Below are 8,000 nucleotides of genomic sequence, written 5' to 3' on the forward strand. Positions count from 1 at the left end.
AATCACCTTCCTTGACTGCCGAGGTCTTCATTCCCCCAAGGTCGGAGCCGGCCATGGATTCCGTCAGGCCAAAAGAACCGGCGGAATACTCACCATTACACAGGAGCGGCACATATTTACGCTTCTGGGCTTCGGTACCAAAGGTACAAATTACCTCGGCAACCATATTGGTAACTGACATGGTGACTGCCGTGGCCGCACAAGCCCGGCCAACCTCAGTCATTGACAAACTGTAAGGAATGACCCCGGCTTCAGAACCACCATAGGTTTCCGGGATATTCATTCCCATCAGGCCCAGCTCAGCCATGCTGGCAAGATTATCCAGGTTCATCTTGTGTTCCCGGTCAAGAACCGGCGCTTGTGGTTTTAACTCAGTCTGAGCAAAATCACGGACCATCTCCTGTACCATTCTCTCATCATCTGACAGCGAAAAGTCCATCCCGTCCCTCTATAAAAAACACTCACAATCAGCAGGATTGATCTTGGGAAACCAGGATCATCCTGCTAATCGTGAGCTTGTATTAACCGGCAAATCAGCCGTTTACTTCCTTCAGTTTTTCAATCAAAGCCGGGACAACCTTATAAAGATCACCCTCAATACCAAAATCAGCAACAGTCAGAATATTGGCTTCCGGATCTTTGTTAATCCCAACAATGCACTTGGATGAACCCATGCCTGCCAGGTGCTGGATAGCCCCGGAAATCCCACAGGCAACATAGAGATTGGGGCTGACTACTTTACCTGTCTGGCCAACCTGAGCCTGGTGTCCACGCCAACCAGCATCAACAGCCGCCCTGGAAGAACCGACAGCCGCCCCCAAAGCATCAGCCAGCTCTTCAATCAGGCCAAATCCTTCAGGATCACCCAAACCACGCCCACCTGAACAGATAATATCAGCTTCCGTCAACTCCGGACGATCACCTGCCTGCTGAATCACTTCCTTGACCGTTGTCCGCGCGTCAGCAATCTCCGGCGTAAAATCTACCACCGCGGCCTCGCCATCAGCTTCTTCCAAGGAAAAAACGTTGGGACGCAGAGTTGCCATTTTGATTTCTGAATTCACTTTATAGGTTGCCACCGCCTTACCGGCATAAGTGGGATGAATAAAGGAAAAATCACCACCATCATAATTAATATTTATGCAATCGGCAACCAGCCCGGCATTAAGGCGGGCGGCCACCCGGGGAGCAAGATCTTTACCAATGGCGCTATGTCCCAGAAGTACCAGACTGGGATTTTCCTGTTTGACATAATCACTCAGAACTCCGGCATAGCTTTCGGTGGTATAGTCGGCCAGTTTATCACTGTTGACTACCGCGATTTCATCCGGGCCGAATTTTTTCAATTCATCTGCCAGGCCGCTGACATTATCACCGGCAAGCAACACCTTCAGTGAATCTCCAGCTGCTGCAGCCAGACGTTTACCTTCACTGATAACTTCAAAGGTGATTTTCCGTAAAGCTCCTCCACGTTGTTCGGCAAATACTACGATACTCATAATGGTCTCCTCCTTTAAATGACCTTGGCTTCATCTTTTAATAAGCTAACCAGCTCCGCTACCATTTCATCAATCTCACCGGAAAGAACCCGCCCAGCTTTGCGAGGCGATGGCAATTCAGCGGAAACCAACTCCGTTTTTGCCGCTACATCATCAGCACTCAATTCCAGGTCTGCCAGACTGACAACTTTCAGCTCTTTACGTTTAGCCTTCATAATGCCGGGCAATGACGGATAACGAACTTCATTCAAGCCTTTCTGGGCTGAAAAAACTGCCGGTAGCTGCACTTCAAGGATTTCACTGCCGCCATCAATTTCCCTGGTAGCTGTTACCTTACCATCGGCAAATTCGAAAGCTGTAAGCACATTGGCCTGGGGCAGATCAATCTTTTCGGCCAGCATTGAAGGGACCTGAGCCGCGCCATCATCTACCGCTTCCTTGCCGCAGAAAACCAGATCATATTCCATCTGAGAAATCAGTTTGGCCATGGCAGTTGCACAAGCAAGGTTATCAGCCTGCTCCAAGGCCGGATCCTGAATCAGGACGGCCCGATCGGCACCCATGGCCAGACAATAGCGCAAGGCCTCCTGGGTTTTGTCACCGCCAACCGAAACCACCACCACTTCACCGCCATTCTTTTCTTTCAGGCGAATGGATTCTTCAACAGCATACTCATCATACGGGTTAACAATCAGGTTTACTCCCTGGGTTGATACCTGGCCATTATCAATGACGATCTTAGCTTCGGTATCAAAGGTCTGTTTGATACATGCTACAATGTTCACAATTACTACCTCCTCATCTATGGTTTATTTTAAAATGTTAGCCGAAACCACCAAACGCATTATTTCACTGGTTCCCTCATAGATTTCAGTGATTTTGGCATCCCGGAAATAACGCTCCATGGGATAATCAGTGGTATAACCATAACCACCAAGAATCTGAATTCCCTTGGTCGCCGCTTTCATAGCCAACTCGGAAGCCATCAGCTTAGCCATCGCCGCTTCTTTACTGTAAGACAGCTTCTGGTCTTTCAAATAAGCTGCCCGATGGATCAGCAGACGGGCGGCATCATATTCAGTAGAAAGATCGGCCAGCATCCACTGGATAGCCTGCAAATTGGCAATGGGTTTGCCAAACTGAACCCGCTCTTTGGCGTAAGCGGTAGCATCTTCAATCGCCGCCCGGGCAATTCCCAGAGCCTGTGAAGCCACCCCAATACGACCACCATCCAGCGTTACCAGGGCAATTTTAAATCCCTGGCCTACTTCTCCCAGCAGATTCTCTTTGGGAATACGACAGTCTTCAAAAACCAGTTCAGCAGTGGATGAACCACGAATACCCAGTTTATCCTCCAGGGTCCCCACCTTGAACCCCGGATTATCCAGATCAACAATAAAAGCTGCCAATCCCCGATGTTTCTTGCTTTTATCCGTCTGGACAATCAGCACACAATAATCGGCTTCATTGCCATTGGTAATAAAGATCTTCTGGCCATTAATAATCCACTCATCACCATCCAAAACGCCAGTGGTTGACAGGTTGGCCGCATCTGAGCCGGCATTAGCTTCTGTCAGACCCAGACAGCCCAGTTTACGCCCACTGGCCATGTCCGCCAGATATTTCTTTTTCTGGGCTTCGGTACCGAAAAGTTTTACCGGTTCACAAGCCAGAGAATTATTAACTGATACTATAATTCCAGTGGAAGCGCAATGACGGGAAAGTTCCTCAACAGCAATAGAATAGCAGACATTAGTCATCCCTGAACCTTCATATTCGGGAGGAACCGTAACCCCCATCAACCCCAACGCGGCCATCTTCTCAACCGTTTCCCGGGGAAACTTGTGCTCTCGATCAGATTCCACCGCCAGAGGTTTTACTGTCTTTTCAGCAAAATCCCTGGTCATCTGCATCATCATCCGTTCTTCTTCAGTATAGGAAAAATCCATAGTCACTCCTCATTCATTATCAAGGATCACCAATCTATACACCCTTATAGCATCATTTGCTATCAGCTGTAATCATAAAATCCCCGGCCGGTTTTACGACCCAGAAAGCCGGCATCCACATATTTCTTCAGCAATGGACATGGCCGGTACTTGGAGTCTCCAAGACCTTCATGCAGCACATTCATGATAGCCAGGCAGGTATCCAGACCAATCAAATCCGCCAAGGCCAGGGGGCCCATGGGATGATTCATCCCCAACTTCATCACCGTATCGATATCCTCAGGTTTGCCCACACCTTCAAAGAGGCAATACACTGCTTCGTTGATCATCGGCAATAAAACCCGGTTGGCAATAAACCCAGGATAATCACTGGCTTCGCATGGGGTTTTGCCCATTTTTGCAGCCAGCTCCCTGACTGCAATATAAGTTTCTTCAGTTGTGGCAAGACCGCGAATAATTTCCACCAGTTTCATCACCGGCACTGGATTCATGAAATGCATGCCAATAACTTTGCCCGGCCTCTTGGTGGCCGCGGCAATTTTGGTAATTGAAATCGAGGAAGTATTGGAAGCAAGTATTGCTTCAGCGGAGCAGATATCATCTAATTTGGCAAAGATATCAAGCTTGATCTTTTCATTTTCCGTGGCTGCCTCAACGACAATATCAGCATCCTTCATGGAAGCTAAATCCGTGGCAGTGGTAATCCGTCCCAGAATGGTATCCATCTCTTCCTGGGCAATTCGACCTTTTTCCACCGAGCGGGAAAGATTCTTGGTGATCGTTTTCATACCCCGGGCCACAAACTCATCGGCGATATCGTGCATGATAACCTGCATGCCGGCGGTAGCCGCAACCTGAGCGATACCATTGCCCATCTGACCGGCACCAACAACGCCAAAAGTATTAATTGCCATAATTATTCTCCTTTATAATGCAAAATTACAAGATTCGATGCTTTCGTTTTCGTAAAAAACCATAAAACCGATGGAGTTCTTACGAAGCCAGCAAGACTAAGGCCGTTCCACCACCATAGCCGCTCCCTGACCACCACCAATGCAAAGTGAAGCCAGACCCTGATGGGCATCATTCTGTTCCAGGGCAGTCAGCAGGGTCACCAAAATGCGAGCACCACTACAGCCAATAGGATGGCCAAGGGAAATACCGCTGCCATAGATATTTGTCTTGTCCATATCGAGATTCAATTCACGCATGCAGGCCAATGCCTGGGATGCAAAGGCTTCATTCAATTCGATAAAATCGATATCAGAAAGAGACATCTTGAGTTTGCCAATCAGTTTCCTGACTGCCGGAATTGGTCCCAACCCCATATATGAAGGGTCAATGCCACCGAAATCATAACCACGGACAATCCCTTTAATGGTCAGCCCCAGACTTTCGGCTTTTTCCCGGGACATGAGGACCAGGGCAGCAGCGGCATCATTAATACCGGAAGCATTCCCGGCGGTTACCGTGCCTCCTTTTTTAAATACCGTCGCCAATTTACCCATCTTCTCCAGAGTAGTTTCCATGGGTCGTTCATCAGTATCAAAGGCAAGGGGATCTTTTTTGCGCCGGGGAATCATGACCGGAACAATCTCTTTGGCAAAAATCCCATTCTTGATGGCTGCCAACGCCCGCTGATGGCTGGTGCAGCCCAGTTCATCCTGATCATGGCGGGAAACATCATAAAGCTCGGCAATGTTTTCCGCCGTCAGCCCCATGTGGTAACCATAAAAGATTTCCCATAATCCATCATGAACCATCAAATCAACCATCTCGGCATTAAACATCCGGGCACCCCAGCGGGCTTTTGGAAAAGCGTAAGGAATCTGACTCATATTCTCCATACCACCGGCCACTACCACTTCCGCCTCCCCGGCTTCAATTGACTGGACAGCCAGGGCTACTGCTTTCATGCCGGAAGCACACACTTTATTAACTGTATATGCCCCCGTTTCTCTTGGCAGGCCGGCATGGATACAGGCCTGACGGGCAGTATTCTGTCCCTGCCCGGCAGGAACAACGTTACCCATAATCACTTCGTCAACATGTACCGGCTGCAGGCTTTCATCCCAGGAATTATATTTTTCTTCAATTTCACAGCCTTTACCCTGCAGTTTGTCCGGCCCCATACAAACAACTGAATCCGCGGCTACCGGCCTTAAACCGGCTCTTTCCATCGCTGAATGGATAACTGTCGCTCCCAGATCAACAACAGAAACATCTTTAAGACTGCCACCATAGGTTCCAATGGCCGTCCGCACGGCACTGACAATTACAACTTCTTTCATTACTTCCCCCCTTAATCCATTATTGATTGCTTATACAATTTTCTGCTGCCGAAAGAGCTTAATTTTATCAGCCGAATACCCTAAAGACAGTAATATCTCTTCAGTATGCTCTCCCAGCCCTGGGGGAAAACAATGATCCATACGTTTCTTCCCATCAACCATAATGGCAGAATTCAACTGCCGAATACTGCCACCATCGGGCAAGTCAAGATCATAGAACATATCCCGGGCCCTGAAATGTTCATTAGCAGTTACTTCCCCGAAACTGACCACCGGCTCGCAGCAGGTATTTTTACCAGCTAACAGCAATTCCCATTCTTTTCTGGATCGCCGGACAAAAATGTCTTTCAGTTCCTGCGTCAACTCACCCTGAGACTTTCCATCACCCTGTTGACGCTCAATTAAATCAGGGCGATCAACGGCTAGACAAAAGTTTCGCCAGAATTTCTCCTCAAGCGCCCCCAAGGCCATATACTGATCATCCCGGGTTTTGTATACCTGATAATCAGCCCGTCCACCATTAAATGTAGTTTCATTGGGGCCGGGATCACGTTCCTGGGCAAAAAAATAGGCCGACAACAGAGAAAACATGGAAACCAGACCGTCTGTCATGGATATATCAAGATGAGCACCGGTTTCACCGCGCTGAACCGCAATATATGCCATGAGAATGGCGTTTGCCGCGTACAAGGCCCCGCCGCCAATGTCTGCTACCTGGATGCCGGGAACCACCGGCTGGCCATCCGCGCAACCACTGGTATGCAGAACACCACTCTCAGCCAGATAGTTAAGATCATGACCAGATTTCTCAGCTTCCGGGCCGAACTGACCATAGCCGCTGATGGAACAATAAATTATTTTCTCATTGGCTTCTTTGGCCCGATGATAATCTATCCCCAAGCGACTCATGACCCCGGGACGGAAACTTTCCAGCACCACATCATGTTCCCGCACCAGGCGAAAAAAAATCTCTTGACCCTGTTCTGTTTTTAAATCCAGGGTCAGAGATTTTTTATTCCGGTTGACGGCCAGAAACAAAGCGCTGTAATCATCAACTTTGGGTTCCCAGGAACGGATGTAATCACCTTCACCCGGAGATTCAACTTTTAAAACCCGGGCGCCATGATCAGCCAGGATCATAGAACAGAACGGTCCCGGCAACAAGCGGGAAAGGTCGAGTACGCGCAGATCCTTAAGTAATGCTGACGGATTCATCAAGCACCAGTTGACACATAAGCCTGGATATTATCGTGAGTTATTATCAGTTAACGTAAGCTGTTATAGTATGATAGATAAAAATAGGGTCAGCGACAAGCATAACCCTATTTTGTTTACTATCTGGCACTTGTTTTTTCAAGTATTTTTTCGGTCTCAACCAATTTTACAAAATGACATAATTCACACTTGTCATCTTTGCGATCAGCCTTATGACAATCACCGGCAAAACAACCATGCATTCGTGGTCGATTAGTTTCAATAGAAAATTTATCATGGGTTATGGAAAAGTGACAAACCAAACAATTATCAATCTTTACCTTCTTACCTTTAAAGTGTTTTTTATGTGATATTTTGACAATTTTGGTCTCTTTCACTTCTTTTAGCTGGGGAATATCTTCATGACACTGAAGACAGTTTTCATTCAGTCTCTGTTTGTCTGCCTTAAATTTTTCCGGAATAATCAAACTGCGATAATGATTAATCAGGCTATCATCAGCTTCAGGAAATGGACCCCGAAGCTGGCTGTGACATTCATGGCAAGTCACTTTTTGGGGGTGAAACTTCGACTCCTGCCACTGACGGAAAATAACTGGGTGGCATGATTGGCACAAGGTTGCATCCGTGTTGGATATTCTGGCGATGTAGAAAAAGCCAACTGTCGAACCTGCCAACACCAACAACACCAAACTCGTTTTCAACCATATAGGCAGATATTTGAAAAAGGAAAAATCTAGTTTCATCTATATTCCCCCTGAGTGAATATCATCTGGATATTACTCGATCTGAGAAGCATACAAGCAACTTAAGCTTTACCAGAATTAAGCGTTTAGCCTTTAGCACTTAGCTATTAGCTCAATGATTACAAGATGTTTAATATTATACATGTTCACCCAATGGGTGTTGATACTAATCGTACATATTCGACTTTGTCTATAGATTGACAAATTTTTATTATTTCTCACAGAGACACGGAGTCACAGAGGGCAAATGACTCGGGTTCTCTGTGACTTTGTGCCTCTGTGAGAGTATTTTTATCTTTTCTG

Annotated in this window: 8 protein-coding genes; all 8 read right to left on the reverse strand. The window is 47.2% G+C overall.

The genetic code is table 11. The annotated features are described in order from the left end of the window. Positions 1-409: acyl-CoA dehydrogenase family protein (locus U9P07_11715; GenBank protein ID MEA2110074.1), on the reverse strand; the 409-nt coding region annotated here is incomplete at its 3' end. Positions 410-533: 124 nt separating this feature from the next. After that, positions 534-1,499: an electron transfer flavoprotein subunit alpha/FixB family protein gene (locus tag U9P07_11720; GenBank protein MEA2110075.1), complete on the reverse strand. Its 966-nt coding sequence runs from the start codon at positions 1,497-1,499 to the stop codon at positions 534-536. A 14-nt stretch (positions 1,500-1,513) separates the two neighbouring features. Next, the gene (locus tag U9P07_11725; protein MEA2110076.1) at positions 1,514-2,284 is read right to left on the reverse strand and encodes an electron transfer flavoprotein subunit beta/FixA family protein; all 771 of its coding nucleotides are present in this window, start codon (positions 2,282-2,284) and stop codon (positions 1,514-1,516) included. Between the two features lie 24 nt (positions 2,285-2,308). Beyond that, positions 2,309-3,448 (reverse strand): acyl-CoA dehydrogenase, encoded by a 1,140-nt coding sequence (locus U9P07_11730; GenBank protein MEA2110077.1) that lies wholly within the window; start codon positions 3,446-3,448, stop codon positions 2,309-2,311. Positions 3,449-3,510: 62 nt separating this feature from the next. Further along, entirely contained in the window at positions 3,511-4,362 is an 852-nt protein-coding gene (locus tag U9P07_11735; GenBank protein MEA2110078.1) for a 3-hydroxybutyryl-CoA dehydrogenase, read from the reverse strand. A 96-nt stretch (positions 4,363-4,458) separates the two neighbouring features. Beyond that, entirely contained in the window at positions 4,459-5,739 is a 1,281-nt protein-coding gene (locus U9P07_11740) for an acetyl-CoA C-acetyltransferase (GenBank protein ID MEA2110079.1), read from the reverse strand. A gap of 30 nt (positions 5,740-5,769) precedes the next feature. Continuing rightward, positions 5,770-6,954, reverse strand: coding sequence for a CaiB/BaiF CoA-transferase family protein (locus tag U9P07_11745; GenBank protein ID MEA2110080.1), 1,185 nt, complete (start codon positions 6,952-6,954; stop codon positions 5,770-5,772). 119 nt (positions 6,955-7,073) lie between these two features. After that, entirely contained in the window at positions 7,074-7,697 is a 624-nt protein-coding gene (locus U9P07_11750) for a hypothetical protein (GenBank protein MEA2110081.1), read from the reverse strand. Positions 7,698-8,000: the final 303 nt, after the last annotated feature.

It is taken from the genome of Pseudomonadota bacterium (assembly GCA_034660915.1).
GTDB lineage: Bacteria > Desulfobacterota > Anaeroferrophillalia > Anaeroferrophillales > Anaeroferrophillaceae > DQWO01.

Coding starts and splice junctions, on each gene's coding strand:
- U9P07_11750 (MEA2110081.1), bottom strand. CDS start 7,697: ATGAAACTAGATTTTTCCTTTTTCAAATATCTGCCTATATGGTTGAAA.
- U9P07_11740 (MEA2110079.1), bottom strand. CDS start 5,739: ATGAAAGAAGTTGTAATTGTCAGTGCCGTGCGGACGGCCATTGGAACC.
- U9P07_11730 (MEA2110077.1), bottom strand. CDS start 3,448: ATGGATTTTTCCTATACTGAAGAAGAACGGATGATGATGCAGATGACC.
- U9P07_11720 (MEA2110075.1), bottom strand. CDS start 1,499: ATGAGTATCGTAGTATTTGCCGAACAACGTGGAGGAGCTTTACGGAAA.
- U9P07_11745 (MEA2110080.1), bottom strand. CDS start 6,954: ATGAATCCGTCAGCATTACTTAAGGATCTGCGCGTACTCGACCTTTCC.
- U9P07_11735 (MEA2110078.1), bottom strand. CDS start 4,362: ATGGCAATTAATACTTTTGGCGTTGTTGGTGCCGGTCAGATGGGCAAT.